27 protein-coding genes are annotated in these 25,993 nt (G+C 74.3%); all 27 read right to left on the bottom strand.

The features are described 5' to 3' along the window. Positions 1-420 precede the first annotated feature (420 nt). Positions 421-2,151, bottom strand: coding sequence for a DNA repair protein RecN (gene recN, locus ACZ5T9_RS08085; RefSeq protein ID WP_464832559.1), 1,731 nt, complete (start codon positions 2,149-2,151; stop codon positions 421-423). 45 nt (positions 2,152-2,196) lie between these two features. After that, positions 2,197-2,643 (bottom strand): arginine repressor, encoded by a 447-nt coding sequence (argR, locus tag ACZ5T9_RS08080; RefSeq protein ID WP_006904787.1) that lies wholly within the window; start codon positions 2,641-2,643, stop codon positions 2,197-2,199. Then, positions 2,640-3,500 (bottom strand): NAD(+)/NADH kinase, encoded by an 861-nt coding sequence (locus ACZ5T9_RS08075; RefSeq protein WP_006904786.1) that lies wholly within the window; start codon positions 3,498-3,500, stop codon positions 2,640-2,642. Before ACZ5T9_RS08075 ends, argR begins: the two co-directional genes overlap by 4 nt. Then, positions 3,497-4,978, bottom strand: coding sequence for a M20 family metallopeptidase (locus tag ACZ5T9_RS08070; protein WP_464832557.1), 1,482 nt, complete (start codon positions 4,976-4,978; stop codon positions 3,497-3,499). Before ACZ5T9_RS08070 ends, ACZ5T9_RS08075 begins: the two co-directional genes overlap by 4 nt. Positions 4,979-5,040: 62 nt before the next feature. Then, a complete protein-coding gene (locus ACZ5T9_RS08065) occupies positions 5,041-5,937 on the bottom strand; it encodes a dihydrodipicolinate synthase family protein (RefSeq protein WP_006904784.1) in 897 nt (298 codons plus the stop codon). A gap of 237 nt (positions 5,938-6,174) precedes the next feature. Beyond that, positions 6,175-7,101 (bottom strand): TlyA family RNA methyltransferase, encoded by a 927-nt coding sequence (locus ACZ5T9_RS08060; RefSeq protein WP_464832556.1) that lies wholly within the window; start codon positions 7,099-7,101, stop codon positions 6,175-6,177. Positions 7,102-7,141: 40 nt separating this feature from the next. Next, entirely contained in the window at positions 7,142-9,001 is a 1,860-nt protein-coding gene (gene dxs, locus ACZ5T9_RS08055; protein ID WP_051009334.1) for a 1-deoxy-D-xylulose-5-phosphate synthase, read from the bottom strand. A gap of 54 nt (positions 9,002-9,055) precedes the next feature. Then, positions 9,056-9,724, bottom strand: a complete 669-nt coding sequence (locus ACZ5T9_RS08050) for a hypothetical protein (RefSeq protein ID WP_464832555.1) — start codon at positions 9,722-9,724, stop codon at positions 9,056-9,058. A gap of 1,072 nt (positions 9,725-10,796) precedes the next feature. Then, entirely contained in the window at positions 10,797-11,783 is a 987-nt protein-coding gene (locus ACZ5T9_RS08045) for a polyprenyl synthetase family protein (protein ID WP_464832554.1), read from the bottom strand. Next, complete coding sequence (gene xseB / locus ACZ5T9_RS08040; RefSeq protein WP_464832553.1) at positions 11,783-12,328, bottom strand: exodeoxyribonuclease VII small subunit; 546 nt, start codon at positions 12,326-12,328, stop codon at positions 11,783-11,785. Before xseB ends, ACZ5T9_RS08045 begins: the two co-directional genes overlap by 1 nt. Continuing rightward, positions 12,328-13,827, bottom strand: coding sequence for an exodeoxyribonuclease VII large subunit (gene xseA / locus ACZ5T9_RS08035; RefSeq protein WP_464832552.1), 1,500 nt, complete (start codon positions 13,825-13,827; stop codon positions 12,328-12,330). The genes xseB and xseA overlap by 1 nt, the downstream gene beginning before the upstream one ends. After that, positions 13,824-14,732, bottom strand: coding sequence for a bifunctional methylenetetrahydrofolate dehydrogenase/methenyltetrahydrofolate cyclohydrolase FolD (gene folD, locus ACZ5T9_RS08030; RefSeq protein ID WP_006904776.1), 909 nt, complete (start codon positions 14,730-14,732; stop codon positions 13,824-13,826). Before folD ends, xseA begins: the two co-directional genes overlap by 4 nt. Continuing rightward, complete coding sequence (nusB, locus tag ACZ5T9_RS08025) at positions 14,729-15,385, bottom strand: transcription antitermination factor NusB (protein ID WP_242823400.1); 657 nt, start codon at positions 15,383-15,385, stop codon at positions 14,729-14,731. Before nusB ends, folD begins: the two co-directional genes overlap by 4 nt. A 52-nt stretch (positions 15,386-15,437) precedes the next feature. After that, the gene (locus ACZ5T9_RS08020) at positions 15,438-15,665 is read right to left on the bottom strand and encodes a DUF2273 domain-containing protein (RefSeq protein WP_006904774.1); all 228 of its coding nucleotides are present in this window, start codon (positions 15,663-15,665) and stop codon (positions 15,438-15,440) included. A 67-nt stretch (positions 15,666-15,732) separates the two neighbouring features. Next, positions 15,733-16,275 (bottom strand): alkaline shock response membrane anchor protein AmaP, encoded by a 543-nt coding sequence (gene amaP, locus ACZ5T9_RS08015; protein WP_464832551.1) that lies wholly within the window; start codon positions 16,273-16,275, stop codon positions 15,733-15,735. 215 nt (positions 16,276-16,490) lie between these two features. Further along, complete coding sequence (locus ACZ5T9_RS08010; protein WP_006904772.1) at positions 16,491-16,898, bottom strand: Asp23/Gls24 family envelope stress response protein; 408 nt, start codon at positions 16,896-16,898, stop codon at positions 16,491-16,493. 200 nt (positions 16,899-17,098) lie between these two features. Next, positions 17,099-17,725, bottom strand: coding sequence for a SpoIIIAH-like family protein (locus tag ACZ5T9_RS08005; RefSeq protein ID WP_464832549.1), 627 nt, complete (start codon positions 17,723-17,725; stop codon positions 17,099-17,101). Between the two features lie 13 nt (positions 17,726-17,738). Continuing rightward, positions 17,739-18,362 carry a stage III sporulation protein AG gene (locus ACZ5T9_RS08000; protein WP_464832547.1) on the bottom strand — a complete coding sequence of 208 codons (624 nt, stop codon included), beginning with the start codon at positions 18,360-18,362 and terminating at the stop codon, positions 17,739-17,741. Beyond that, entirely contained in the window at positions 18,343-19,197 is an 855-nt protein-coding gene (locus ACZ5T9_RS07995) for a stage III sporulation protein AF (RefSeq protein ID WP_464832546.1), read from the bottom strand. The genes ACZ5T9_RS08000 and ACZ5T9_RS07995 overlap by 20 nt, the downstream gene beginning before the upstream one ends. A gap of 10 nt (positions 19,198-19,207) precedes the next feature. After that, positions 19,208-20,800, bottom strand: a complete 1,593-nt coding sequence (spoIIIAE, locus tag ACZ5T9_RS07990; RefSeq protein ID WP_464832545.1) for a stage III sporulation protein AE — start codon at positions 20,798-20,800, stop codon at positions 19,208-19,210. Between the two features lie 27 nt (positions 20,801-20,827). After that, the gene (gene spoIIIAD / locus ACZ5T9_RS07985; protein ID WP_464832544.1) at positions 20,828-21,217 is read right to left on the bottom strand and encodes a stage III sporulation protein AD; all 390 of its coding nucleotides are present in this window, start codon (positions 21,215-21,217) and stop codon (positions 20,828-20,830) included. A gap of 5 nt (positions 21,218-21,222) precedes the next feature. Beyond that, complete coding sequence (spoIIIAC, locus tag ACZ5T9_RS07980; RefSeq protein WP_006904766.1) at positions 21,223-21,423, bottom strand: stage III sporulation protein AC; 201 nt, start codon at positions 21,421-21,423, stop codon at positions 21,223-21,225. A gap of 25 nt (positions 21,424-21,448) precedes the next feature. Continuing rightward, positions 21,449-21,964 carry a stage III sporulation protein AB gene (locus ACZ5T9_RS07975; RefSeq protein ID WP_464832543.1) on the bottom strand — a complete coding sequence of 172 codons (516 nt, stop codon included), beginning with the start codon at positions 21,962-21,964 and terminating at the stop codon, positions 21,449-21,451. Between the two features lie 5 nt (positions 21,965-21,969). Further along, positions 21,970-23,202 carry an AAA family ATPase gene (locus ACZ5T9_RS07970; protein ID WP_464832542.1) on the bottom strand — a complete coding sequence of 411 codons (1,233 nt, stop codon included), beginning with the start codon at positions 23,200-23,202 and terminating at the stop codon, positions 21,970-21,972. A gap of 158 nt (positions 23,203-23,360) precedes the next feature. Then, positions 23,361-24,137, bottom strand: a complete 777-nt coding sequence (locus ACZ5T9_RS07965) for a CD1247 N-terminal domain-containing protein (RefSeq protein ID WP_464832540.1) — start codon at positions 24,135-24,137, stop codon at positions 23,361-23,363. Between the two features lie 94 nt (positions 24,138-24,231). Then, on the bottom strand, positions 24,232-24,792 hold the full coding sequence (gene efp / locus ACZ5T9_RS07960) for an elongation factor P (protein WP_464832539.1): 561 nt from the start codon (positions 24,790-24,792) through the stop codon (positions 24,232-24,234). Positions 24,793-24,837: 45 nt separating this feature from the next. Then, the gene (locus ACZ5T9_RS07955) at positions 24,838-25,956 is read right to left on the bottom strand and encodes a M24 family metallopeptidase (protein WP_006904761.1); all 1,119 of its coding nucleotides are present in this window, start codon (positions 25,954-25,956) and stop codon (positions 24,838-24,840) included. Between the last annotated feature and the right edge of the window lie 37 nt (positions 25,957-25,993).

The following is a 25,993-nucleotide window of genomic DNA, read 5'->3' as shown; positions in this document are numbered from 1 at the left end:
CCACCGCGGCCGGATCCGGGCGAGGGCCGGCGTGGGGCGGGGCGGCACGGGGGCGGCACGGCTCGCGGCACGACGCCCGGGAAGCCCTGGCCTCGACGTCCCGGCCGGTGCACAGGGCAGAACGTGCCCGGCACCGTGCGCGCAGGCCTTCGTTGGACGCGCGGGCGCGCCTTAGTTTCGCGCGCGGGCGCTCTGGGCGGCCCGCTTGGGGATCAAAGGGCTTGCGCCGGCGTGAAGGGGCGGGCGCGGCGGGGGCCGTGGCGGGGGAGCCGGAAGCCGGGTGGCCGGGCCGTCCGGGCCGGGCGCCTTGTCGGGCACCCCTGGGGCAGGCCCGGGCGCGGCGTTGAGGGCGCGGGTCCGCGCCGCGCGGGACCGTTCCCGCCGCGCAGGGTCGCGCCGCGCCGGACCCCGGCCGGCGGCTCATCCAGCCTGGCGAAGCTTCCGGGCGCGCTCCAGCAGCAGGCGCGCCGCCCCGGTTCCCTCCTGGCCCGAACCCGTGCCCAGCATGCGGGCCAGCTCTTGCAGCCGCTCTTCTCCTGCCAGGGTGCGGATCGTGGTGCGGGTCCGCCCGCCGCGGGTCTCCTTGCGGACCGCCAGGTGCCGGTCGGCAAGGGCGGTGATGGGTGCCAGGTGGGTGACGCAGAGGACCTGGCGAGCCCGTGCCAGGGCCGCCAGGCGCTGGCCCACGGCCCACGCCGTCTCGCCGCCCACGCCGGTGTCGACCTCGTCGAAGATCACCGTAGGCACCTCTCCGGCTGTCACGTGCAGGCTGCGCAAGGCCAGCATCACCCGCGACCGCTCGCCGCCGGAAGCGGCGCGCGCCAGGGGCCTGGGCGGCTCGCCCGGGTTGGGCGCCAGCAAAAACTCCACCCGGTCGACGCCCCTTTCGGTCAGGCGGACCGTGCCGCCCTCCCAGGGGACACCAGCCGGGTCGGGGACCGTCTGGAAGGCGACCGACAAGCCGGCTCCCGGCATGCCCAGGGCGGCCAGGATGGGTCGCAGCTGGCGGCTCAGCCGGCCGGCCGCCTCCCGGCGCGCCTGGTGGAGCTGGCGCGCCAGGCCGGCCGCCTCGGCCAGGATCCGCTGCCGTTCCGCTTCCAGCATGGCCACCCGCTCGGCCGCGCCCTCCAGCTCGGCGATGCGCTCCGCCACCTGGCGCCGGTAGGCCAGGATCTCCTCGATGGAATCGCCGTACTTGCGCTTGAGGTCCTGAAGGCGGGCCAGGCGTTCCTCCACCTGGGCCAGAGCGTCGGGATCATACTCGACGGCCGCCGCCCTTGACCGGACGTCCCGGGCCGCCTCTTCCACCTCGTACTCCAGACCCCGCACCCGCTGGGCCAGGCCGGCCAGGGCGGGATCGATGGCGCTGGCTTCCTCCAGGGCCCGGGCTGCTTCGCCCAGCCGGTCGGCGGCGGAGGAGCCGGCGGCGTACAGGGCCTCGTAGGCCTCGCCCAGGTGGCGGGCCAGCCGCTCCGCCCCAGCCAGCAGCCGCCGGCGGGCCGCCAGCTCGTCCTCCTCGCCGGGCACCAGCTGGGCGGCGTCGATCTCGTCGCGCTGAAAGCGCAGCAGGTCGAGCTCGCGCTCCCGCTCCCGCGGGTCCGCGGCCAGGTGCCGCAGGCGGGCGGCCAGTTCCCGCAGCCGCGCGACCCTGTCGGCCAGCTGCGCGCGCAGGGCCGCCACTTCGCCGCCCCCCAGGGCATCCAGCCACTCCAGCTGCTGGTCGGGATCCAGCAGGGCCTGGTTGTCGCCCTGGCCGTGAACCTCCACCAGCAGCGCTCCCACCTGGCGCAGCAGGGCTGTGGTGACCGGCCGGCCGTTGATGCGCGCCGTGCTGCGCCCGGCCCGGCTGACCTCCCGCGTCAGGATCAGCCGGCCGTCCTCGTCGGGCTGCAGTCCCGCCTCCTCCAGGACCGCCGCCAGCCGGGGGCCCGGGGCCCGTCCGATGTGAAAGACGGCGTCCACCCGGCCGGATTCCGCACCCTCGCGGACCCGGTCGGGGCTGGCCCGGTCCCCCAGGGCGAGGCCCAGGGCGTCGATCAGGATGGACTTGCCCGCCCCCGTCTCGCCGGTCAACAGGTTGAGGCCGGGACCGAATTCCACGTGGGCGGTATCGATCAACGCGATGTTCTCGATCACCAGCTCCGCCAGCACCCGGCTCCCTCCCGTCGACGCCCGGCGGCTCTCGGCGGCTCCGCCCTACCGGGCCAGCTCCCGGAACCGCTCGGCCACCGCCGGCGCCAGTTCCCGCGAGCGGACCACCACCAGCACCGTATTGTCTCCGGCCACCGTGCCCACGATCTCGGTCCAGCCCAGCTGGTCAATGGCCTCGCCCGCCGCGGCGGCGGTGCCGCGAAGGGTCTTCACCACCACCAGGTTCTCGCTGACGTCGATGTCCAGCAGCGACTCGCGGAAGAGCCGCCGCAGGCGCTCGCGCCCGCCGGGTGCCGCCTCCGGCAAAGCGTAACAGTAGCGGCCGTCGCCCGTGGGCGACTTGACCAGCCCCAGCTCCTTGATGTCGCGGGAGACGGTGGCCTGGGTAGCCGGGAATCCCCGCCGTTCCAGTTCCCGGACCAGTTCTTCCTGGGTTTCGATGGGCATGGTCTGGATGATCTCCAGGATCAGGCGCTGGCGCCTGGACTTCACCGGCGCCCCCCTCCTTCGGGCGTGGTAAAGAGCTTGGCCCGCAGGACCTCATAGAAAGGCCACGGGCTCCGCCGTACCAGTCGCAGGGTGCGGCGGCCCAGCCGGGCCACGAGCTGCTGCCCGGCGGCCAGCGGGCGGCTCTCCTGGCCGTCGGCCGTCACCAGCGCATCGCCTTCCACCAGTTCCACCGTCACCGCCCGTTGCGGGGCCACCAGAAACGGCCGCACCCCCAGGCTGAAGGAATTGAGGGGCACCACCACCAGGCATTCCAGGTCCGGCGGCACCGCCGGGCCGCCCGCCGCCAGCCCGTAGGCCGTCGACCCGGTGGCGGTCGCCAGCACCACGCCGTCACCGGCCATCTCCGCCGCCAGCTGGCCGTCCACCGTCAGGCGCAGGCGCAGGAGGCGCGCGGTGGCCCCGCTGCGCACCACCAGGTCGTTCACCGCCCAGAGGTCCTGGCCGCCCGCCGTCCCCTCCAGGAGGCGGCGCTCGTCCAGGACGAACCGGCCCTCCAGCACCGCGGGCAGCATGTCCCAGACCTCGGCGGGCGACACCTCGGCCAGAAAGCCCACCCGGCCCAGGTTGACGCCCAGCAGCGGCACCGCCGCCGGCACCACCCGCGCCGCCCGCAACAAGGTGCCGTCGCCTCCCAACGAGACGACCACGCCCGCCTCTGCCGGCCACCCCCGGGTTTCCCGCGGCCCGTCGACCCCCGCCGCCGGCAGGTGCACCACCGCCACGCCGCGGCGGTCAAGCCAGGGGGCGAGCCGGGCAGCCATTTCCTGACCGGCCGGTTTCGTCGCGAACAGTCCCACCCAGCGCAGTGGCCCGCGAGATCCAGTATATTCCATCGTCATCGGGTCCCGTCCTGCCCTGAACCGGCGCCGGCGTCCAAGGGGCGCTCCCCCAGGTCCAGGATCAGGCCCGCCACCAGCGCCGCGCGCCGCGGCATCGCGTCCAGATCCACGTGCTCATCCTGGGAGTGGGCGCCGTCGCCCGTGGCACCGAGCCCGTCCAGAGTGGGTACGCCCAGGGCGGAAGTGAAGTTGCCGTCGCTGGCGCCGCCCACGGCGGTGCCTTCCACGTCCATCCCCAGCCGGTGTCCCACCGCTTGGGCCCGCCGGAACAGGGCCTGGTTGCCCGGCGTGAACTCCATGGGCGGCCGCTCGAAAGCGCCTAGCAACTGCACCCGCGCTCCCGGGAGAACCGCCTCCCACCGGCGGAAGAGATCCTCAATGCGCCGGGCTTCGTCCAGGGTGGCAACCCGCACGTCGACGGCCGCTTCGGCGCAGCCGGCCACCACGTTGGGGCGCAGGCCGCCGCGCACCACGCCCACGTTGACCGTGGTGCCCCGGCCCGGATCGGTCAAGGCGTGCAGGCGCAGGATCTGCCGGGCCAGTTCCTCCACGGCGCTGACGCCTCGGTCCGGATCGTTGCCTGCGTGGGCTTCCCGGCCCTCCACCACCAGCCGGAAATCGCCCACTCCCTTGCGGGCCGTCTTCAGCCGCCCCGCCGCGGCCGGCTCCAGCACCAGCACCGCCTGGTGCTGCCGGGCCAGTTCCTCGATCAGTGTCCGGGAGGTGCGGCTCCCCGTCTCCTCGTCGGAAGTGAGGAGGAAGGTCACGGGCGGGGGCTCCAAGGCCCCATCCGCACCTGCTGCCCCGCAGAGCGCCGCCAGCGCCTCCAGGGCGGCCAGGCCGATGACGATCCCGGCCTTCATGTCGAAGACACCGGGCCCGTAGCCCCGCCCGCCCTCCCGGCGGAAGGGCCGCCGCGCCGCTTCCCCCGGGGGCCATACGGTGTCGTAGTGGGCCAGGAGCAGGACGCCCCTCCGGCGGTGGCTCCCCGGGCCGGGCGAACCGGCCGCCATGGCCGCCTCCCCTCCTGGCCCGGCGGCTCCGCGGGTCCCGGCGTCCGGGAAGAGCCGGGCCACCAGGTGGTCGCCGGCCTGTTCCTGGCGGATCCGCCGCACCCGGGCTCCCCTGCGGATCAGTTCCTCCTGGAGCCGGCCGGCCAGCCGGTCCAGCAGGGGCTTGTGGTCGCTGGGGGAGTCGTGGTTCACCAGGTCCGCCAGCAGCTCCTCCATGGCCGGGCGCGCCTCCTCGGTGAGGCGAGCCAGGCGGGCTGCCAGCCGGGCCACGGCCGGAGCCGGCCCGGCGGCGCCGGCCCCGGGCTTGTACCGGCCCGGACCGGCCGCCGGCCCGGGGACAGACGCCGCACCGCCCCCGGCCCGCGGCGCCGGCCCGCCGGACGTGCGCCCGCTGCCGCCCTGCCCGTACCCGGCACCAGGCCCTTGCCCGGAGCCCCTTGCTCCACCCGCTGGTTCTCCGTTCACCTTGCCTGCCTCCACGCTTTCCTTGCCGGCGGCCAGCGTTCCGTCGCGCTGCCCCCCCGGCCTCAGCATCCCAGAAGCCGCTGCTCCCGCAAGAGCAGGCGCAGCGGGTCCAGCTGGGGCTCATCGGGACGCACCAGCGGGCGGCGGGGATGGCCGCCCCGATAACCCAGCATGTCCAGCACCGCCTTCAGGGCACCCAATCCCATGCCGGCCACCATCTCGTCCACGGCCGCCACCCGGCGGTAGATCTCCGCCGCTTCGGCCCAGCGACCCGCCCGGGCGTGGTCGTACACCTCACAGCATTCATAGGGAGCCAGGTTGGCGGCCGCCAGGATGCCGCCGGCAGCCCCGGCGGCCAGGCCGGCCAGGAGGGCCGTGGTCGACCCCACGAACACCCGGAAGCGGGGCCCGCCCTCGCGCAGGAAGGCGATGGTCTGGGCGGGCTGGCCACTGCTGTCCTTGATGCCCGCGATGTTGGGATGGGCCGCCAGCTCGCCGACCACCGCCGGCGACAGGTTGACCCCGGTGTTCTGCGGGATGTGGTAGAGGATGACCGGCACCGGCGAGGCGTCGGCCACGGCGGCGAAGTAGTCGATCAAGGCCTCGGCCTGCATCCGGGCCTTGTAGTAGAACGGCGGCCAGACCAGCAGGGCTGCCGCCCCGGCGTCGGCTGCCCGTCGCGCCTGCTCGATGGCCACCCGGGTGGCGTGGCCGCCCACCCCCGCGATCACCGGCCGGCCATCGGCCCGCGCGGCCCGCACCACCGTCTCGATCACCTGGCCCCGCTCCTCGTCGCTCAGGTGGACGAACTCGCCCGTGGTACCCAGGGCCACGTAGCCCCGCAGGGGCGTCTGGCCGTAGAGCTGCACGTTGAACGCCAGCGCCTCCAGGTCCAGCGCCTCATCCTCCGCGAAGGGGGTCACCAGCGGAGCCCAGATGCCGTCAAGCTCCAGCGCCACCCTCCCCACCTCCTGCCCCTGGCGCTTGGGGCGGCTCCGGCGGCCCGCTGCCTCGCGGCGGCCGGGGACCGAGCCCCGGCGCCATCCCCGGAGGCCGTGGCCCGGCGGCCCCGGCGGCCGGGCGTGCGGGCGCCAGGCCGCGCCGTCGCGCATATGTCTTCCCTGTCGAGTCCTCCCGTCCCTGTCGGTCCGCCGGGTCCGCCCGTCCCTGTCGGCCCGCCGGTTCGCCGGGCGGGCTCACGGGGCCAGCTCGCCGATGCGCCGGCGGCGGGCTTCCCCGGCCAGCTCGGCACGTCCGGCCAGCGCCCTGACCAGCGCCGAGCCGGGCTCCCGGGGGACCGGGCCGGCGACCCTCACCCCCGCAGCGGCGGCCGGGCCGTCCGGGGGCACGACGGCTTGCGGCGCCGCATCACTGCCCGCGGGGGCCCGCCACAGGGCCAAAAACTCGCGGTTGCCGTCGGCTCCCAGGATGGGCGAGGCGGCAAGACCCAGCAGGGTGAACCCGAGCTGGTCGGCCGCCGCGGCAACCTCCGCCAGGACCCGCCGGTGGACCGCCGGGTCCCGGACGATCCCGCCCTTGCCCACGTCGCCGGGGCCTGCCTCGAACTGGGGCTTGACGAGGGCGATCACCCCGCCCCCCGGCACCAGAATGCCCCGGACGGCGGGCAGGATCAGGCGCAAGGAGATGAAGGACACGTCCACGGTGACCAGGTCCACGAGCTCCGGCAGGGCGCCGGGCGACAGGTAGCGGGCATTGACCCGCTCCATCACCACCACGCGGGGATCCTGGCGCAACCGCCAGGCCAGCTGGCCGTACCCCACGTCGATGGCGTAGACCCGGCGGGCGCCATGCTGGAGCAAGCAATCGGTGAACCCCCCGGTCGAGGCGCCGATGTCGGCGGCCACCACCCCTGCCACCGCCGCCTCCAGGTCGAAGGCGCGCAGGGCATGCTCCAGCTTGAGCCCGCCCCGGCTGACGTAGGGGATGGGATCGCCCGCCACCTCGATCCGGGCATCGGGCGACACCGCCGCCCCCGCCTTGTCCACCACTTGGCCCTCGACCCGCACGCGCCCGGCCAGGATGGCGGCCCGAGCCCGGTTCCGGGTCGGAAAGTAACCGCGTTCCACCAGGAGCTGATCGAGCCGTATCCCTCGCGGGCTCACCCCGGCCGGCCTCCCCTGGCGCGGTGGTCCCGGCCCGCGGTCATCCGCCGGCCCGGCGCCGCCTGGGGGCGGCGGCGCCCACCAGCTCCCGGGCGGCCCTGGCAATGCCCTCTGGCGTAAGGCCGAAGAGGGTGCGGAAGTGCGCCGGGTCGCCGTGTTCGACCACCCGGTCCGGCACGCCCAGGCACCGGATGCGTGCATCCAGGCCGTGCCGGGCCGCCATCTCCAGGACGGCGCTGCCGAACCCGCCGGCCAGCACGTGCTCCTCGATGGTGACGGCGCAGCGGGTCGTGGCCAGCAGGTCGCAGAGCAACGCCTCGTCCAGGGGCTTGGCAAACCGCGCGTTGACCACCGCCGCCTGGATTCCCTCCTGGGCCAGCTGGCCGGCGGCCTTCAGGGCGGCATGGGCCAGGGGTCCATAGGCGATGAGGGCCACGTCCCGGCCGGAGCGCAGCAGTTCCGCCCGACCGATGGGAAGAACCCGCGGCTCCTCCAGCGGGACGCCCACCCCGCTGCCCCGTGGCCAGCGGATCGCCACCGGACCGGCCTCGTAGGCCACGGCGGTCTTGAGCATGTGCTGCAGCTCGTTCTCGTCCCGGGGCGCCATGAGCACGAACCCGGGCAGCGGGCGCAGGTAGGCGATGTCGTAAAGCCCCTGGTGGGTCTCGCCGTCGGCGCCCACGATGCCCGCCCGGTCGATGGCGAAGATCACCGGCAGGCGCTGCAGCCCCACGTCATGGACCACCTGGTCGAAGGCCCGCTGCAAGAAGGTGGAGTAGATGGCCACCACCGGCCGGAGCCCGCCCAGGGCAAGCCCGGCCGCAAAGGTCACCGCGTGCTGCTCGGCGATGCCCACGTCAAAGGCACGTTCCGGAAAGGCCCGGGCAAAGGTGGCGACCCCCGTCCCGTCGGGCATGGCGGCGGTGATGGCCACCAGGCGCGGCTCGTTCCGGGCCAGTTCCACCAGGGTCCGGGCGAAGACGCTGGTGTACGAGGGCGGCTCGCCCGGCCGGGCCGGCTCCATCTTGCCGGTGGCGGGGTTGAAGGGCCTCGGCCCGTGCCACGTCCACGGATCGCCCTCCGCCGGCGCGTAGCCCTTGCCCTTCTGGGTGATGACGTGGACCAGGACGGGCCCCCGCATGGACCGCGTGCTTTCCAGGACCCGGATGAGATCCCGCAGCCGGTAGCCGTCCACCGGGCCGATGTAGCGGAAGCCCAGCGCCTCGAAGAGCATGCCGGGTACCACCAGGTACTTGAGGCTGTCCTTGAAGCGCTGGAGCCAGCGCACCGCCTGGCTGCCGACCCGGGGCAGCTGCTCCAGCACCCGTTCCAGTTCCGCGCGCATGCGCTCGTAGGCGGGATCGGTGCGAATCTGGGTGAGGTAGCGGGCCAGGCCTCCCACGTTGGGGGCGATGGACATGGAGTTGTCGTTGAGGACGATGAGCAGGTCGGTGCCCAGGTGCCCGGCATGGTTCAGCGCCTCGAAGGCCATGCCGGCGGTCAGCGCGCCGTCGCCGATGACCGCCACCACGTGATGCTTCTCCCCGCGCAGGTCCCGGGCCCGGGCCAGGCCCACGGCGTGGGAGATGGAGGTGCCCGCATGGCCTGCCTCGACGATGTCGTGGGGGCTCTCGTCCCGTTTCAGGAAGCCGCTGAGACCGCCGGTCTGGCGCAGGGTGGCGAACCGGTGGAACCGGCCGGTCACCAGCTTGTGGGGATAGGCCTGGTGGCCGGTGTCCCAGATGATCCGATCCTTTGGGCTGTCGAAGACCCGGTGCAGGGCCAGGGTGAGCTCCACCACGCCCAGGCTGGCCCCCAGGTGGCCGCCCTGCCGGGCTACGGTGTCGATGATGACCCGCCGGATCTCCGCCGCCAGTTGCGTGAGCTGGGCCTCATCCATCGCCTTGAGGTCCTGCGGCCCTTGCAGCCGCGGGAGGATCTCGGCCAGCGTGGCTCACCCCTTCTCCTGCGCGATGGCCTGCGACCGGCCACCCTTTCGCTTCCTCCGCGGCCCGGCCAGTTCCCGCGCCCGCCGGCGCGTGCGGCGGGGGGCCGGGTACAACCGGATCCGGGCCAGCCGCTCGATGCCCTCCAGCAGGGTTCCCAGGGTCAGCAGGATCCGCTGGTGCTCGCGCAGGGCAAAGCCCTTGCCGGCCGCCTTGCTTCCCACCATGATCCCTGCCACCAGAGCCAGCACCAGCGGCCCCACCACCAGGTGCGTCCCCAGGCCGTCCAGCCACTGGCCCAGCCGCAGCGCCACCGCGGCACCGGCGGCACCCGACAGGGTCCCCGCCACGTCGCCCACCACGTCGTTGGCAAAGGCCGCGACCCGGTCGGCGTGCCGCACCAGGCCCAGCGCCGCCCGGGCACCCGGCCTGCGCTTGGCCGCCATGGCGTGGAAGGGGGCCTCGCCTGCGGCGGTGGCCGCCACGCCGATGATATCGAACACCACGCCCAGGGCGACGATCACCACCACGATGAGGACGGCCAGCGGCAGGTTGAGGGCCCGAACCGCCGACTCCGACAAGGGTGAGGTCACGAGGGCGATCACAAAGGTGAGCAGACCGAGCCCCACGCCCCGCTTCCATCCCGGGGTGTAGCGTGAGGCCTGACCGCGCGCCAACCGGCCATCCCTCCATCAACCCGTTCCCGTCCGGCCCGCACCGGAAGCGCCGGAAGCGGCGCGAAGCGACGCTCCCATGGAGCACATAGAAACAAACGGCCCAGGCGGATCGCATCCACTGGGCCAGAAAGGCTGCGCTGGCCACGAGGCCAAAAGCACTGCGGGTGGCAGCACGCTGAGTAAACGTTGCGGCTTGAGGTCTAGCAGGCTTTCCCACTGGCCGACCGGGCCGTCGCCGGCCCGGCGGTTTCCCTTTGCGCGGCCAGCCTGCCGCGTCGCCGCCGGCAGGGCTAGATTGCCACTTAGCGCGCACTGTAATCCCCAGCGTGCCTTCCCGTGCGGGAAACAGCCTAGGGGTTTTCCCCGGCGGCTCCCCGGTGCTTCCTAGCCCGTTTAGCAGGCCGGGTTTCAGAGCAAGCCTCCCGGCCCGGGGGCCCTCCGGAACCGGAGGCCGTCCTGCTTCCTCCACCCGGCCCACGCAGGGCGGGCTACGCTGCACACGGTCATCCCGCATGCAGGTTCATACCCCATGCCGTAGCGGCGCGTGCAAGTCGAACCGGCCACGGCCATGGGCCTCCGCGGGGTCAGGGTCAACGCCTGCATGCCATTGCAGATCGCCCCGGCCCCTTAACCCCCAGCAGCGACCCCCGACTGGGCGTCGGCAGCCGCCACCAGGAACTTCATCGATGTGCCCGTATGGCGGATTTTTAGGCCCGCCTTCAGAAGCACGGGTGCCGACTAGGATACTGCGCCACCCGCAGACAAAAGTTGTCAAAGATGAATCCTGCAAAACCTGGTCGTGCCGGCCTGTTTTGCAGTGCAAGGCCTGTTCAAAGCCTATTGTATCGCAATCACCGCCGACGGCCACCGGTCCCGTCCGGGGGCGATGCCCCGCGCCGCGCCCGATCACGCCGCGCCGCAGGTCGCTTACGATATCATGGCCGCGCCGCCGCCGCAAGGACCTTTCGCCGCCGGCGACACCATTCCCTTCCAGGTGCGGCGGTCCGTGCTTCCCCGGTGCGGCGGCCGCGCCGCACCGGGGACCTCGCAGTGTCCACGCCGGCGCCTGCCGTCAGCGCCGGCGCTCCAGCAGGTCCCGGGCCAGCCAGGCCAGCAGGCCGGCGCGGTCGCCCAGGGGCTCGAGGCTGGCCACGGCGCGCTCCGTCGCCGCCGCCGCCAGCCGCCGGGCCGCCTCCAGACCCACCAGGCCGGGCACCGTGACCTTGCCCTGGCGCGCGTCGCTTCCCACGGGCTTGCCCAGCTCCGCCTCGTTTCCGGTGACGTCCAGGATGTCGTCCACGATCTGGAAGGCTTCGCCGAAGGCGGTGGCGAACGCGGTCAGGGCGTCCAGTTCCGCAGCCGTTGCGCCGGCCAGGCGGGCGCCCATGCGCACGCAGGCACGGAACAGGGCGCCCGTCTTCCGGCGGTGGATGGACTGCAGTCCCGCGAGATCCAGGCCCGCCGCCGTGGTAGCGGCCAGGTCGTCCACCTGGCCGCCGATCAGCCCGGCCGTCCCTGCCGCCACGGCCAGTTCCTCCACCACCGCCAGGGCGACCGCCGGATCGGCGCCCCAGCGGGGCAAGCCGGCCAGCACCTCGAAGGCCAGGGTCAGCAGGGCGTCCCCCGCCAGGATGGCCATGGCCTCGCCGAAGACCACATGGTTGGCCGGCTGCCCCCGGCGCATGTCGTCATCGTCCATGGCCGGCAGGTCATCGTGGATCAGCGAGTAGGTGTGGACCAGCTCCACGGCGGCCGCCGCCCGTTCCGCCGCCGGGGTGACGGCCTGGGGACCGCCCACGCAGCGCGCGGCGGCCATCAGCAGGACGGGGCGCAGGGCCTTGCCGCCCGCCAGCGTGCTGTAGCGCATGGCCTCGTGGATGCGCGACGGCGGCGCGGTGACCGGGGGGAGCACCTGGTCCAGGGCACGGCGCGCGCGCAGCACCAGCTGGTCCACTTCCCGGCGCCAGGACGCCGCGCCCGGCGGCGCGCCAGCCGGCTCCCGGGCGGCGCTCTGCACGGGCGGTAGAGCTGCGCGGCGTTCTTCACGTCCTTCCGCCATCAGTGGCCCTCGCCTTCTGCGGCTGCCGGCTCCAGCTCCGGGGCCTCGCGGGTCACGACGGTCCCCGCCGCGTCTTCCAGCAGCCACTGGATCTTGCGTTCCATGGCATCGAGGAGCTGGTTGCACCGGCGAACCAGGCCGATGCCCCGCTGGAACAGCGCCAGCGCCCGGTCCAGGGGCTCGTCGCCGGACTCGAGCCGCGTCACGATCGCCTCAAGCTCGGCCAGCATTTCTTCAAACGAGGCTTCACCAGGAGAGCCCCCGCCGTCCGGGGCCGCGGAGGCCCCGGCTCCCTGGTCCCCGGGCCTGCCGGCGGGCTCGACCGTCCGGGTCCCGGCCCGAGCCGCCGCCGAGGGCCCGCCGGTCCCCGCAGCCGGCGGGTTCCCCACCGCCGGCGGGTCCCCTGCGGGCGCACCGGCCGGCGCCTCCGTCGAACCCGGGGACACCGCGTCGCCCGCCAGAATCACCGGTTCCGGGCCGGACGCCGGCCCGGCCTGCTGCGAGCCGCGATCCCGGCTTTCGTTGATGTTCCTCCGACGAGGCATCACCGTTCCTCCTCGCCCCCATCACCGCCGGGCAAAGGGGTCCCTTCACCGGGCCAGCTGGCCAGCACCTGGGCATCCAGCCGGCCCCGGGCCAGGAGCACTTCCACCCGGTCGCCGGGCCGTACCTGCCCCGCCCGGGTGACCACGCGCCCGTCCCGGGTCCGGGTGATGCTGTAGCCCCGGCCCAGGACCGACAGGGGGCTCAGCGCTTCCAGCCGGCCCGTGGCGCTCGCCAGGCGCTGGCGCCCCCCGGCCACCCGCCAGCCGGCGGCCCGGGCCAGATCCTGCCGGAGCCGCTCCAGGCGCTGGCGCCACGCGGCCACCTGCTGGGCCGGGTGGCGCAGGCCGGGACGGCCGGCCAGTTCCTCCAGGCGCCGGCGAGCCCGCTCCAGCCGGCGCCGGACACCGCCCTCCAGGCGGCCCGCGAGCTCGGCCAGCCGCCGCTCCATGGGCGCCAGCTCGGGCGCCACCACCTCCGCGGCCGCCGAGGGCGTGGGCGCCCGCACGTCCGCCGCCAGGTCGCACAAGGTGACGTCGACCTCGTGGCCCACGGCGGAAACGACGGGAATCCGGCTGGCGGCAACGGCCCGGACTACCTCTTCCTCGTTGAAGGCCCACAGATCTTCCCGGGCGCCCCCTCCCCGCCCGACGATCAGCACGTCGGCCCGGCCCCAGCGGTTGAAGCGCCGGATCGCCTCGGCGATGGCCTGGGCCGCGCCTTCCCCCTGTACGGGCACGGGAGCCACCACCACCTGGAGGCGGGGATTGCGCCGCAGGGCCACCTTCAGGATGTCCCGCAGGGCGGCGCCGTCGGCCGAGGTGATGACGCCGATGCACCGCGGCCAGGCCGGCAGGGGCCGCTTGCGGGCGGGGTCGAACAGCCCCTCCCGGGCCAGCCGCTGCCGGCGCTGCTCCAGGGCCAGGTACAGAGCGCCCAAACCGGCCGGTTCCAGCGTCTCCACGTAGAGCTGGTAGGTGCCGGCGGGCTCGTACACCCCCACCCGGCCCAGGGCCAGCACTTCCATCCCGTCCTCGGGCGTGAAGCCCAGGTGCCGGGCGGCACTGCGGAACATGACACAGCGCAGGGTGGCCCCCTCATCCTGCAGGGAGAAGTACAGGTGCCCCGAGGAGTGGCGCTTGCAGCTGCTTAGCTCGCCCCGCACCCAGACCTGCCGCAGCCGGGCGTCGGACTCCAGCCGCAGGCGGATGCGGGCCGTGAGCTCCGATACCGTCAGGACCCCGGCCGGTACCCCGCCTGAAACCAGGGCGCCTCCCGGCCAGGGCGCCGGCGGGTCTGCAGGCCGGACGCCCCCCGGGACACCGGCATCCGGCTCCCACACCGGCCAGCCCGCTCCCCCGGAGGCCAGGGGCCGGGCTGCGGCGGCCGGTTCGCTCCCCGGAGCCGGGCGGCGCCAGGCCAGGGGCCGGGCTGCGGCGGCCGGTTCGCTCCCCGGAGCCGGGCGGCGCCAGGCCAGGGGCCGGGGTTCAGGGCTCCTCATGACCAGGCCTCCCCCAGCCGGCCCCAAGCGGCCAGGCTGTCGGGCGGGCGCCCTTCTGCCCGCGCCCGGGCAGCCTCCACCGTGTTCGCCAGCAACATGGCCACCGTCATGGGCCCGACGCCGCCGGGTACCGGGGTGACGCCCGCCGCCACCCGGGCCACCTCCGCGGTGCGCACGTCGCCGGTCACCCGGCCGTCGACCCGGTTGATCCCCACATCGATCACCGCCGCCCCCGGCCGCACGTGCCCGGCCCCGATCAGTCCGGGCCGACCCACCGCCACCACCAGGATGTCCGCCGCCCGCGTGGCCTCTTCCAGCTGGGGCGTGCGCGAGTGGCAGATGGTGACCGTGGCGTCTTCCATCAAAAGCAGGCCCGCCAGGGGGCGGCCCACGATGGGGCTGCGGCCGGCGATGACCGCCCGCCGGCCGCGGGGAGAGATCCCGTAGGCGCGGAGGAGCAGCAGGATGCCCAGGGGGGTACAGGGCACCAGCCGGGGCCGGCCTCGCCAGAGGGCGCCGGTGTTCACCGGGTGGAACCCGTCCACGTCCCGGCCGGGATCGATCTCCGCCAGCACGGCCTCGTAATCGATCCCGGCGGGCACGGGCCACTGAACCAGGATGCCGTCGATGTCCGGGCGCCCGTTGAGCCACCGGACCAGGTCCACCAGCTGGGCTTGCGGCGTTCCCGCGGGCAGGTGGTGAACCTCGGAGTAAAGTCCCGCCTCCCGGCAGGCCCGGGCCTTGTTGGCCACATACAGCCGGGAGGCCGGGTCATCCCCCACCAGGATGGCGGCAAGCCCCGGCGGGCGGCCGGCCTGCCTGCGGAAAGCAGCGGCGCGGGCGGCCACCTCCGCCCGCACCCTCGCCGCGACGGGCCGGCCGTCCCAAAGATGTCCCGCCGTCAACCCCCGGTTCCCTCCCCCGGTTGCCGGATTAAACCGCCCAGCTGGCCCGAGCCCGGCACGGTACCTGGGGCCGGGGCGGGGCGTGCGCCGGCGGTCATCGGGGCAGAAGGTGCCGCCCCGCTCCCGCCCTCACCGGCGGGCGCCCCGCCTGCCGACTCACCCTGTCCCGCGGCGGCCGGCGCTGCGGGCCGGCCCTCACCCGCCAGTCCCCGGTCCCGGGCCAGCTGGCCCAGGATCCCGTTGATGAAGCGGGCGGCGTCCTCGCTGCTGTACCGCTTCGCCAGTTCCACCGCTTCGTTGATGGCGACCGGCGGCGGGACGTCGGGACGGCCGGCATAGAGCAGCTCGTAGATCCCCAGACGCAGGATGTTCCGATCGACCCGGGCCAGGCGCTCCAGGTCCCAGTCGCGGGCGTAGCGGGCGATGAGCCCGTCGATATCCAGCCGGTGGCGGGTGACACCGCCGGCCAGGTCCGCGGCAAAGGCCAGGACCTCCTCCCCCGGGTTGTACTCGCCGGCCGCCCATTGCAGGCCGGCCTCCAGGGGGTGGCCCGCCGCCTCCCACTGGAACAGCACCTGCAGGGCGATTTCACGCCCTCTCCGCCGGGGCCCGCCGGCCGGTCCACCGCTTCCCGCCGCCAAAGATGCCCTCACCTCCCGGCGGCCCCCCGCCCCGGTCGCATTCCGGGACCGGAGGAACCGCCTTTTACGCCCGCTTGCTCCACCGGTTCCAGAGCCGCTCCCAGGCCTCGGGCCATTCCCAGTCGCCCTCGTCGATGCGGCTTCCCACCTGGAGGCCCAGCCACGCCAGGGCCAAGCCGAGCAGGGTCCATCCGAGGCCGATCCACTTGACCAGCAGGGCGACGAGGAAGCCCGCTGCCGCCCCGGCCATCTTGCCGGCATGGCGCTGCCAGAACCCCCGGTCGTCCTCCACATCCCCACCGCCTTCCGGCCCGCCGGGTCCCCTCAACGCCGGCAAGGCGCCACCCGGAGCGCCGGCTTCACTCGGCCCGGCGGCGCCGTTCTGCAGCGATCCGCTCGACCACCACGCGGACCTCCGCGACCCGGGCACCCACGATGGTCTCCACCGCCTCCCGCAGCCGCGCCTGAAGCTGCGGTGCCACATCGGGAATGGGATGATCCGGCAGGACCTCCGCCCGGACCCGGAGCCGGATGCCATCCCGTCCGGCCTGGACCCGCGGCCGGATGTCCCGCACCCCGGGGACCTGCAGCCCGGTGCGGCGGGCCAGCTCCTCCACCGCCGCCAGGGCGGTGCGGACCTCCCCCAGCTCCGTAGCCGCCGACACCGCGTCCCGGCGGCGGGGCCGCAAGGCGTGGTAGGTCACATGCAGCCCGCTGAGGACGAACGCCAAGCCCACGATAGCGACCAGCCACCCGCCGGGTGCGGGCGGTCCGGGCAACCAGGCGGGCGGCAGGGTGCCCGGAGGCAGCCAGCCCGCCAGGCCAGCCGCCAGCAAGACCCCGCCCACGCCTGCCAGGAGCAGGGAGTTCACTACCGCCAGTGCTGCGTTCCACGGGGCCATCGGCTGCCCCCCTCCGGGTGTGGGACCCCGCCGTCCCGGCAGGGCACGGCCGAACGGGCCGCAGGGCCTGTCCACCGCCGCCCCGGCGGGGAAGACCCGGAACCGGGAGGGCACCGGGTTCATCCCAGCCCCAGGGGCCTGGGGGCCGGCCCGGGATCCTGCCCCTGCCGGCGCCGGCCGGGGGCCGCAGCCGCAGGCCCCCGGCCTGGCAGGCCCTACCTGGCCCGGGCCTCCTGCTCCCGCTGGGCCTCCGGAAAGGCCACACCCTGAATATGAATGTTGACGCCGCGCACCCGCAGCCCGGTCATGGTTTCGACGGCCCGCTTGACGTTATCCTGCACCCGCTCGGCCACCTGCGGGATGCGCACCCCGTAGTGGACGATCATGAAGAGGTCGATGGTGCACTCCCGCTCGCCCACCTCGACCTTGACGCCCTTGCCGAGGTTCTTCCAACCCAGCATCTCCGACAGGCCGCCCACCAGGCCGCCGCTGGCCATCCCCGCGACGCCGTCGATCTCCATGGCGGCGATCCCGGCGATGACGCTGACCACCTCGCTGGCGATGCGAACGTGGCCTCCCTCATCCTCGCCCGGAAGGGGAAGAAATTCGCCCTGCTCCTCCATCCGCGCCACCTCCCGCGCCCCGGGGGCCGGCTCCCGGAACCGCCGCAGCGCTGTCATTATACAGCGGCCGCGGCAACCGCGGCCAGCCGCGGTTGCCGCGGCCGCGCACGCCCGGGGCGGCGCCCCGGGGCGGGGCGCCGCCCCGCCAGCGCCGGGTCCGGCCCGGAAGGGCGGCCCGCGCGGCAGCATGCCGGCCCTTCTCAGCTGTTCCGCGTGACGATGCGGATGCCCTCATACCCGATGCCCGTGACCTGGCGGACGATGTCGGCGATGCGGGCGGCGTCCGCCTGGGCGAACCGGTCGGCCTTGACCACCACGATGGCGGCCTGGTCGTAGACGAATACCACCGCGTCCTCATAGCCCTTGCTCTTGATCAGCTGCTCGATCTGCTGCTCGACCCCCTGGCGCTGGGTGAGCTGCACCAGGGCCTGCTGGGCCTGCTCGCGGGCGCTGGCGCTGGCGTTGGGGTCGCTGGCGATGGCCTGCAGCTGTTCGATCTGCCGGTCATAGATCGCCGTGCGCTGGACCCGCAGCTCGGCGAAGCTGCCCGCCTCCACGTCGGGCACGGCACCGGCCTGGCTCCCGGTGGCGCCCGCACCCGCCTCGCCGCCCGGCAACCCGGTGGAGCCGGGTTCACCGGAGGTGCCGGTCAGATCCGCGGTCCCCGTTCCCTGCTGGTCCCAGCTGGCCACACCCGAGCTGCCGTCGTACAGGGCGCTCTGGTGGTTGAAGTCGTCCCACTTGGCGGCGATGTATGCAAAGACCACTGCCACCACCACCAGGAAGACGAGAAACCGTGCCGGCGATGCCGCCTGAGCCTTGGTCATGCCCGTTCCCTCCTCATGGGCTGGGTTGCCCTGCCAGCACCATCACCCGGTGCAGGGGCAGGTGCAGGTACGTCGCCACCGCCTGGGTCAGGGCGGCGCGGACATCGGGGTCGGCGGCGCCTTCGGCGACCACCAGGACCCCTGCGATCTCCACCGCGTCCACCTCGCTGATCAGTGCCCTTTCGTCCCCCCCTCCTCTCAAGAGCTGGCGCTCGTCGCGCTGCTCGGTGGTCGTCCGGCGGCCCCCGCCGGAATCCTGTTCCTCGATGCGGCGTTCGGTGGCCACCTGGTTGGCCGCATATTCGTAGCGAGGTCCCCGGGCCAGGTGCACCTCCACCTGGACCCGGCCCGCCCCCTGGACGCCGGAGAGGATCGCCTCCAGCCGCGCCGCCAGATCCGCGGCCATGGGCTGAAGCGGGTCCGTCGTCGCAGCGGGGGCGGAAGCGGTCCCGGTCCCAGCCGGTGCCACCGCCGGCGCCGGGCCTGCACCCCCCTGGCGCCACTGGCCTGCCACCAGAAGGCCCACGCCCACCATCAGGGCGGCGGCGAGCAGCAGTTGCTGTCGCCGGCGGGGATCCCGCCAGTCCAGGGCCAGCGCCAGGGCGGGGCGCCGGCCGTCACCCTGGGCCACCGCCATCACCTCCCTCCACGGCTTCCACCCACACCACCCCCACGGCCGCCGGATCCAGGCCGAGGCGTGAGGCCAGGGCCTGCTGGAGGCGCTGGGCCAGCGCCCGGCGCTCCGCTGCGGGGAGCGGCCCGCCGCCGGACGCGAGGTCAGGACCCGCCGGCCGCCCTCCCCGACCCTGCGGCGCGCCGCCCGGGGCAGGCGGCCCGCTGCTCCCTGACGGAACCACCGGCGGGATGCGGACGGGTTCCACCGGGCGGACGGCGCTGCCCGGCCCGGGAGGACCCTGGTCCGGTGCGGAGTCGCCGGGGGCGGGCGGGCCGCTGGACGGGTCCGGGGAAGCACCGGGCGGGAAGCCCCCCGGCGCGGGCGCCGGCCGGCGGGCGGGCAGGTGGACGGTCAGGCCGGTCACCGCTCCCCAGCGGGGCGAACCGGGGTCGGTGACCAGGTCCAGGTCGATGGCCAGGGGCTCCGTGCCCACCACCGCCCGGACCTCATCCCGGATCAGCGCCACCAGCCGCTGCCGGTGCAGGTCCAGGGCCAGGCTGCGGGTCCGGTCCCGGGCCGCCTGGAGGTCTTGGGGACCCACGGCCCCCGCCGGGCCGCCTGCCCGGCCCGGCCCGGCGCTCATGCCCTCTAAGACCTGTTGCCAGGCCGGCACCAGGGTCGCCGGCTCGCTGCCCAGCCAGGCCAGCACCGGACGCACGATGGCCAGCAGCACCAGCAGCCCCAGCACCACCTGGACGTACCGGCGCAGGGCCCCGGTGGGCAGCGCCAGCTCCACCACCCCGGTGAGGACGAGGACCATGACCACCTGGCGAACCCAGTCGCTGAGCGCCCCCATGCCGGCCCTCCTAGCGCATCATCACGGCGGCGTTGCCCGCCGCCAGCATGACCGCCATGACGATGAAGAACATCAGCCCCACCACGGCCGTGGCCGCCCCCACCAGCACCAGGTGGTCGCCCATGGACTGCAGGGCCCCGGCGACGTGCCCCGGCCCCACGGGCTGGATCGCCGCCGCCACCAGGCGGTAGACGAAGACCAGGGCCACCAGCTTGAGCAGGGGCCAGGCCACCAGGGCGAAGACCGCCAGCATGCCCAGCAGGTTGACGGCGTTCTTCAGCAGCAGGGAGGACGTCACCACCAGTTCCACCGAGTCCGACAGCATGCCGCCCACCACCGGGATGAACGTCCCCACCAGGTACTTGGCCGTCCGGAGGGCGATGCCGTCGGCCACGCTGCCCGCGGCGCCCTGGATGGCCACCACCGTCAGGAACACCGTGCCGGCCAGGCCGAGGATCACCAGCGCCGCCTGGCGCAGCAGCCGGGACAGGCCGGAGAGGGAGTTTCCTACCGGGAAGTGCCCTGCGATGTCCACCACCGCCGCCAGGAAGATCAGGGGCAGGACCCACTGGCCCACGATGACGCTCACCGTGTGGGCGGTGGCCACCACCAGCGGGTGGAGGATCCCGGCCGTGGCCAGGGCACCGGTGCTCGCCATGAGGGTCAGCAGCACCGGCAGGCTGGCCAGGAGGAAGTCCACCAGGCCGCGGATGGCCTGCTGGCTGATGGTGAGGGCATCGCGAAAGCTGACCAGGGCCAGGGCGATGAGCGCCAGATAGGTCACCGCATACGCGGCCCGGGCCACCGCTTCGTTGTCGAAGGCGTTCTCGATGGCCTGCAGGACCGCCAGGAGCACCGCCAGCACCAGCAGGCGCAGCAGCAGGCCCCCGTTGGTCAGCACCTCGCCGGCCAGTGCCCGGAGCAGGGCCCCCAGCAGGTCGCCGGCGCTCCAGGGCAGCTCGCCGCGCCGCAGGGCGTCCAGGGTGTGCTCCCAGTCCAGGCCGGGGATGGCCTCCCCCACCTGCTGGCGCACCCGGTCCAGGGCCTCCAGGAAACCGGTGGCGCCTTCGGTCTCCTCCCACTGCTCCCGGGCCAGCTGCTCCACGTCCACGGCAGCGGGCGGGGCGGCCGCCGCCGGGCCGGGGCCGGCCGCGGTCCCTCCGGCAGGGCTGGCCGCGATCCCCCCGGACCCCGGGCCTCCACTCCCCGCCGGTGCGGCCGGCAGAGCACCGGCCCGGGGGCTCTCGACCGGTACGGCACCGGCCGCCAGGCCGGCGGTCCAGGGGAGGGGTTGCCCCGCTCCCCGGCCCGCCCCCGCCGGTGCGCCCTCATCGGCCGGGCTCGGGCTCGGGCCGGTATCCGGGGCCGGGGCGGCGGCCCCGGCCAGCAGGGCCGTCCCGGGTAGGAAGGGCAGCACCAGCAGCACGAGGAGGGCTAGGGCACCGCGGGCCCAGAGGCCCAGGACCGGGCCGGCGGCGGGTCCGCTGCCGGCCCGGGGTGGGACCGGCCATCCCCGGGATGGAGGCTGCAAGCCCCGGCGCCAGTGCACCGCAGGCCTCGCGGCCTTCACCTGCAGCCCTTGCCCCCGCGCCTCTCTTGCCACGGTCTGCCACCTCCCCTCTGGCCCGCGTCAGTCCGGCAGAAGGCCGACCAGGAGCTCCAGCACCGCCATGAGAATGGGCACGGCCAGCAGCAGGATCACGACCTTGCCCGCCAGTTCGACCTTGGCGGCCAGGGCCGATTCGCCGGCGTCCCGGCAAAGCTGGGCGCCGAACTCGGCCAGGTAGGCCACGCCGACGATCTTCAGCAGGGTGGCGGTGTAGCGGGCGTCCAGATCGGCCCGGTCCGCCACCTGCTGGAGGACGCGGATCACCGCTGCGATGTCGTCCACCAGCAGGAGGAACACGGCCACGGCGGTGACGATGCTCAGCAGCAGCGCCCACTCCGGCCGCGCCTGCCGCAGCAGCACCAGCAGAACGCTGGCCACCAGGGCGATGCCGACCACCTGGGCGACGGTCATGGCTCTCAGCCCAGATCGAAGAGGTTCTGGATGGTCTCGAACAGCTCGACGATGACCTGGACCGTCATCCAGAGCACCACCGCCAGTCCCGCCAGCAGGACGGTGAAGGCGTACTCCTCCCGTCCCGCGGTCTTCAGCAAGGTGTAGACCACGGTGACGATGATGCCGATGCCGGCCAGCCGCAGGATCAGGTTGGGGTCGATCACCGCCGCGCCTCCTCCCCTCGCGCCGCTACAGCAGAAGCAGCCCGATGAAGGCCCCCGCCAGCACGCCGCCGTAGCGGTACAGCCGCCCCCACCGCTGGTCCAGGTCCCGGGCCAGGGTCTCGGCCGCCTCCAGCCGGGCCATGGCCAGCCGCAGGTGACGGACCTGGTCGTCCCGGCCCGTGGCCCCCAGGTAGGGGGCCAGGGCCCGCAGGATGCCACCATCCTCGCGGGTCAGGGCGCTCGTGCGGGCCAGGGCGTCCACCGCCCCCTCCCAGGCAGCCGCCGCGGTCTGGGACCGGGGCGGCGCCAGCAGGGCGGCCGCCTGCCGGAACAAGGTCGCGGCCGGTTCGGGGTAGAGCCGGGCGATGCGCCCGAAGGCCTCGGGCAGCGGCGTCACCCCGAAGGCAATCTCGCTTTCAAGGGCCTGCAGGGCGCTGCGCAGGATCCTCAGCTCCCCGGGTCGCCGGGCCAGCTCGGCTGCCCGCTGCCACCCCCAGGCCGAACAGGCCAGCAGCACCAGGGCAAAACCCAGCCACCCCATGCCCGTCACCCCCTCCCGCCGGATGTCAGGGCGATCCAGCGTCCGCCCGGACCCCGGGCGTAGACGGCTTCCACCGTCCCGGGCCGGGGGTGGCGGGTCAGCTGGACCAGACGGCGGAAGGCGCCGGTTGCTTCCAGGGCCCGCAGCTGCCGCCGGGCCTCCAGGTCGGCCACACTGCCCGCGTGGGCCGTGGCCACCACCGTGACCCCGGCGTGGACCGCTTCCGCCACGGCTGCGGCATCGTGGGGTCCCCCCAGCTCGTCGGTGACCAGCACCTCCGGGGAGAGGGCGCGCAGGGCCAGCGGGATGCCGGCCTCCTTGGGGCAGTGCTCGAGGACCGCCGTCCGGGGTCCCAGGTCGAAGGCACCGCCGGCGGCCAGCTCTCCCCGCTCGTCCACCACCGCCACCCGCCGGCCCGCCAGGGTCCCGGGCACGCCCGCGCTGGCCAGCCGGGCCAGATCCCGCAGCAGGGTGGTCTTGCCGCTGGCGGGCGCGCCGATCAGCAGGGTGCTGGCCAGGCACGGGCCCGGGCGGGCGGGTTCGACCAGGTAGGGGAGCAGGGGGGTCGCGCACCCGCTGACCGGGCGCGCCCGGCGAATGACCAGGCCGCGCACCCGGCGGAACCGCTCCACCCGACCCCCTTCCACCTGGACCTCTCCGGCCAGCCCCACCCGGTGCCCGCCGGGAAGGGTGAGAAACCCCTGCCGGGCCTGTTCCTGCACCGCGTACCAGGAACTGGCCGTCATTCGTTCCAGGCATTCCGCCACCTCCGCCGGGGTCACCGCCGGGGCCTGGCCGGGGACGGGGACCAGCCGCCCGGCAGCGTCCACGAAACCCTCGCCCCCGGCCAGCAGCAGCCAGACGGGGGACCCGGCCACCACCCGGACCTCGTCGACCTGCCGGTGGACCTGGGGCGGCACTCGCCGGAGCCGCTCCGTCAGGGCGGGCGCCAGGGACTCGAGCAGCGACGCCCACGTGGCTTCCGCCCCCGGGGAGGCGGCATCCGGACCGGGGGCGGCTCCCCCGCCCGGAGCGGCGGTGGCTCTTGCGCCCGAAGCGGCGCCGGGGCCGCCCGGAATCGCGCCGGGGCCGCCCGGAATCGCGCCGGGGCCGCCGGTGGCGGCCGCTCCCCTTCCTTCCCGAGGAGCCGCGACCACCGCCCTCGCCGCTTCCGCACCCGGCCGGGTCCGGGTGGCGAAGACGGGCCGCCAGGCCGTGGCGTGCCGGTCCGTGGCCATGGGCTTGCCCCCCCTGTCCAACCTCGTTCCCAGGTATATGAGGGGCTTGACCCCTTTAACACAGGCCGCCGGGGGGCAGCAAAAAAACGCAGCCCGGAGCACCTCCGGGCTGCGGCCAGGGGAACGGGATCGGCATCGAGGGGAAGCGGATGGGTGGGCTAGAAGGGGGCCACCGGCGTGGCGCCACCGGCGGTGGCGGCCGCCGTGCCGGCACCGGCTGGCGCCACCGGGGCCGGGCTCGTCCCGGATTCCCGGCGCCCGGGCGGGGCCCCGGCGGCGGCGCCGTCGCCCGCAGGCCGCTCCATGGCTGCGGTCTGGCGGGGGCCCGCCTCCAGCGGGTCGTCGCTGTCGTCGGGGTCGGCATCGGGCAGAAAGTCGTGGACCACCTCCCCGCAGTGGGGGCAGACCCATTCGAACTCGTTCTCGTCTTCTTCCGGCTCCCGGTCGAACTCCAGCTCGTCCATGGCGACGGCATACTGCGTGCCGCAGTGGGGACATTCCAGCAAAAGCCCGTCCACCAGCTGCCCGTCCCCCTGCCGCGTTCGTCCGGGCCCGGTGCCGTCCTCGCGGTGGCGGGTGGGGATCCCGGCGTCAAAGACCAGGGCCCCCTCAAAGTCCCCCGGGGCCGCCTCTTCGTCCTGGTCGCCGGCCTCGCCGTCCGCCGCCTCCGGAAGGTCCTCTTCGTCCCACAGGTCGCCGTCGCCCGTCCCTTCGCCGCTAACGGCCTCTTCCAGGTCGAACAGGTCCTGGTCCAGCTCGCCCAGGTATTCCGCCAGCTCGCCCAACCGCCCGTCGAGCCGTTCCATTTCCTCGGCCATGGCATCCAGGACCTCGATGATGCCGGCCAGCACCCGGCCTTCGGCCGACTGGGCGGACAAGTTCAGTCCCGCGGCCAGCCCGTTCAGGTAGGCTACCCGCTGGCGCAAGCGGGCCATGGCGTCGCCCCCCTTCTCATAAAAAATGTGCCCGGCAGGCGGGCGCCATAGTCGCGCCTCCTGCCGGGTCTGGCCGCGGGGAAGCGGGCGGCTCTCAGGAAACCCGTTCCACGTACTCGCCCGTCCGGGTGTCCACCCGGATCACGTCACCGGCGTTGACGAAGAGGGGGACCTGCACGACGGCTCCGGTCTCCAGCCGGGCCGGCTTGGAGCCGCCCTGGGCGGTATCGCCCCGGACCCCGGGTTCCGTCTCCACCACCTTGAGGTCGACGGCCGTGGGCAACTCCACGCCCAGGGTCTTCTCGCCCGTCTGCAGGACCTTCACCACCATGCCTTCCTTGAGGAAGTTGACCGCGTCCCCCAGCTGGGCGGCGCTCAGGCCCACCTGGTCGTAGGTTTCCGTGTCCATGAAGAAGTACTGGCCGTCGGCATCGTACAGGTATTGCATCTCCCGCTTCTCGATGGGCGCCGGCGGGAAGCGCTCGTCCGGCCGGAAGGTGCGGTTCACCGTGGCCCCCGTCTCCAGGTTGCGGATCTTGGCCCGCACGAAGGCCTGGCCGCGACCGGGCTTGACATGCTGGAACTCCAGCACCTGGTGCACCTGGCCGTCGATGATCACGGTCATCCCGTTCTTGAAATCCCCTGCCTGGATCATGCCTCCAGCCTCCTTCCGGGCACGCCTGCAGGCCCCGGCCTGCCTTCAGGCCACGCCCACCTCCAGCAGCTCCTTGCTGACCCGGGTCAGGATCTCGCCGCCGTCGGCGGTGACGACCACCAGGTCCTCGATGCGCACGCCGCCCCACCCCGGAATGTAGATGCCGGGCTCCACCGTCACCACCATGCCCGGTTCCAGCCGGTCCTCCTCGGCCAGGGCCGAGAGGCGGGGACCCTCGTGGACCTCCAGGCCCACGCCGTGGCCCGTGGCATGGCCGAACCGGTCGCCGTAGCCGGCCTCTTCGATCACCTGGCGGGCGGCCCGGTCCACCTCCGCCCCGCTGACCCCGGGCCGGATGGCGGCCACGGCGCGGCGCTGGGCCTCCAGCACCACCTGGTAGATTTCCCTGTGCCGGGGCGTGGCCCGCCCGGCCACCACCGTCCGGGTGCAGTCGGAACAGTACCCGCCCACCACGGCCCCATAATCCAGGGTGACGAACTGGCCGGCTTCGATGGCATGGTCCCCCGGCTGCCCGTGGGGCAGGGCCGAGCGCGGGCCCGAGACCACGATCAGGTCGAAGGCCGCCGCCGTCGCCCCGCGCCGGCGCATGGCGAACTCCAGCTCCAGCGCCAGCTGGCGCTCCGTGACCCCCGGCCGCAGCCCCGCCAGGACCTCCAGGAGCGCCTCGTCGGCCAGGCGCGCGGCCTCGCGAATGAGGGCCAGTTCCACCTCATCCTTCACCCGGCGCAGTTGCTCGACCCAGCCGCTGATGCCCACCAGCTCGACCTCTTCCGGCAGGGCCGCCCGCAGGCGCTGCCAGTCGCCGTAGCGCACGTGCTCGGCCTCGAAGCCGAGCCGGCGGACCCCCACCTCCTGCAGGTGCCGGGCCAGGTGGGCGTACACCTGCGCCTCGTGGCGCACCACCTCATAGCCCGGGGCCTCCTGGGCCGCCTGCTCCAGGTAGCGGAAGTCCGTCCACAGCTGGGCGCCGGTGGCGGTGATGAGCAGCCACCCCGAGCTGCCCGAAAAGCCGCTCAGGTAACGGCGGTTGGCCGGGCTGCCGATCCAGACCGCTTCCAGTCCCTCTGCCGCCATCCGCTCCCGCAGCCGTGCCAGGCGCTGGGCCGTCTGGGTTGCGCGATCGGCGGGCACCGTCAAGGCCATCATGCTTCGCCTCCCCTGGCATGGAATCCTCCGGCCC

Source organism: Thermaerobacter nagasakiensis (genome assembly GCF_055396825.1).
The sequence above is the reverse complement of the archived record's forward strand: the minus strand, read 5'-3'. Positions and strand labels throughout refer to the sequence as shown.

Excerpts from the sequence above, each read along its gene's own strand:
- ACZ5T9_RS08075 (WP_006904786.1), bottom strand. The coding sequence starts at position 3,500 with ATGACGATGGAATATACTGGATCTCGCGGGCCACTGCGCTGGGTGGGA.
- dxs (WP_051009334.1), bottom strand. The coding sequence starts at position 9,001 with ATGGATGAGGCCCAGCTCACGCAACTGGCGGCGGAGATCCGGCGGGTC.
- ACZ5T9_RS08045 (WP_464832554.1), bottom strand. The coding sequence starts at position 11,783 with ATGGCGGAAGGACGTGAAGAACGCCGCGCAGCTCTACCGCCCGTGCAG.
- xseB (WP_464832553.1), bottom strand. The coding sequence starts at position 12,328 with ATGCCTCGTCGGAGGAACATCAACGAAAGCCGGGATCGCGGCTCGCAG.
- xseA (WP_464832552.1), bottom strand. The coding sequence starts at position 13,827 with ATGAGGAGCCCTGAACCCCGGCCCCTGGCCTGGCGCCGCCCGGCTCCG.
- amaP (WP_464832551.1), bottom strand. The coding sequence starts at position 16,275 with ATGGCCCCGTGGAACGCAGCACTGGCGGTAGTGAACTCCCTGCTCCTG.
- ACZ5T9_RS08010 (WP_006904772.1), bottom strand. The coding sequence starts at position 16,898 with ATGGAGGAGCAGGGCGAATTTCTTCCCCTTCCGGGCGAGGATGAGGGA.
- ACZ5T9_RS08005 (WP_464832549.1), bottom strand. The coding sequence starts at position 17,725 with ATGACCAAGGCTCAGGCGGCATCGCCGGCACGGTTTCTCGTCTTCCTG.
- ACZ5T9_RS08000 (WP_464832547.1), bottom strand. The coding sequence starts at position 18,362 with ATGGCGGTGGCCCAGGGTGACGGCCGGCGCCCCGCCCTGGCGCTGGCC.
- ACZ5T9_RS07995 (WP_464832546.1), bottom strand. The coding sequence starts at position 19,197 with ATGGGGGCGCTCAGCGACTGGGTTCGCCAGGTGGTCATGGTCCTCGTC.
- spoIIIAD (WP_464832544.1), bottom strand. The coding sequence starts at position 21,217 with ATGACCGTCGCCCAGGTGGTCGGCATCGCCCTGGTGGCCAGCGTTCTG.
- ACZ5T9_RS07975 (WP_464832543.1), bottom strand. The coding sequence starts at position 21,964 with ATGGGGTGGCTGGGTTTTGCCCTGGTGCTGCTGGCCTGTTCGGCCTGG.
- ACZ5T9_RS07970 (WP_464832542.1), bottom strand. The coding sequence starts at position 23,202 with ATGGCCACGGACCGGCACGCCACGGCCTGGCGGCCCGTCTTCGCCACC.
- ACZ5T9_RS07965 (WP_464832540.1), bottom strand. The coding sequence starts at position 24,137 with ATGGCCCGCTTGCGCCAGCGGGTAGCCTACCTGAACGGGCTGGCCGCG.
- efp (WP_464832539.1), bottom strand. The coding sequence starts at position 24,792 with ATGATCCAGGCAGGGGATTTCAAGAACGGGATGACCGTGATCATCGAC.
- ACZ5T9_RS07955 (WP_006904761.1), bottom strand. The coding sequence starts at position 25,956 with ATGGCCTTGACGGTGCCCGCCGATCGCGCAACCCAGACGGCCCAGCGC.